Origin of the sequence: Thermalbibacter longus (assembly GCF_023806485.1) — a bacterium.
GTDB lineage: Bacteria > Chloroflexota > Chloroflexia > Thermomicrobiales > Thermomicrobiaceae > Thermalbibacter > Thermalbibacter longus.
Genome location: NZ_JAMSLR010000044.1, coordinates 1 through 578, shown reverse-complemented (window position 1 = coordinate 578; position 578 = coordinate 1). Strand labels below are relative to the sequence as shown.

Annotated in this window: 1 protein-coding gene; it reads right to left on the bottom strand. The window is 65.2% G+C overall.

The window, feature by feature from the left end; translation table 11 throughout:
• Positions 1–98: 98 nt before the first annotated feature.
• The coding region (locus NET02_RS16365) for a Uma2 family endonuclease (RefSeq protein ID WP_284058500.1) at positions 99–578 on the bottom strand (480 nt) is incomplete at its 5' end.

Genomic DNA, 578 nt, shown 5'->3' with positions numbered 1-578 from the left:
GCGGGTGATCAGCTCGGTGACGGCCATGGCGCTCTCCTCGGTCTCCGATGAATGGTAGGTCCGGATCGGATCGAGTACCATCCCCCTCGACACGCCACTCACGACAGCAGCTCGTCGACTGCCAGCTCCAGGTCGGGGAACGCCTGCGGAGCCAGCCGATGCATACGTCCCAGCACGTCCACCGCGCGATACCCTACCCCCGGGACAGGATCCCGGTAGACCAGGACTCGCTCTTCCGCCAGATCAACCACCCAGACCTCGGGGATCCCGTGCCGGGCATAGAGCGGTACCTTGATCCCCTGGTCGTAGCGAAGCGAGGAATCCGCTACCTCGATAACCAGAAAGACGTTGTCTGGTCCGGGATCGACCGTCGCGTAGAAGTCCTGACGTGGGCGCAGGAGCACCACGTCCGGCTGAGGCGCGCTGATATCGCTCAGCCTCACCGATCCCTGTACCCGCACGATTGCCCGCCCTCGAAGCGCCGGCACCAGCCACTGGGTCAACCGATCCACGCACGCCTGGTGTCGGCGCCCAATCGGGCTCATCTCGACGATCTCCCCCTCGAGCAACTCCACCCG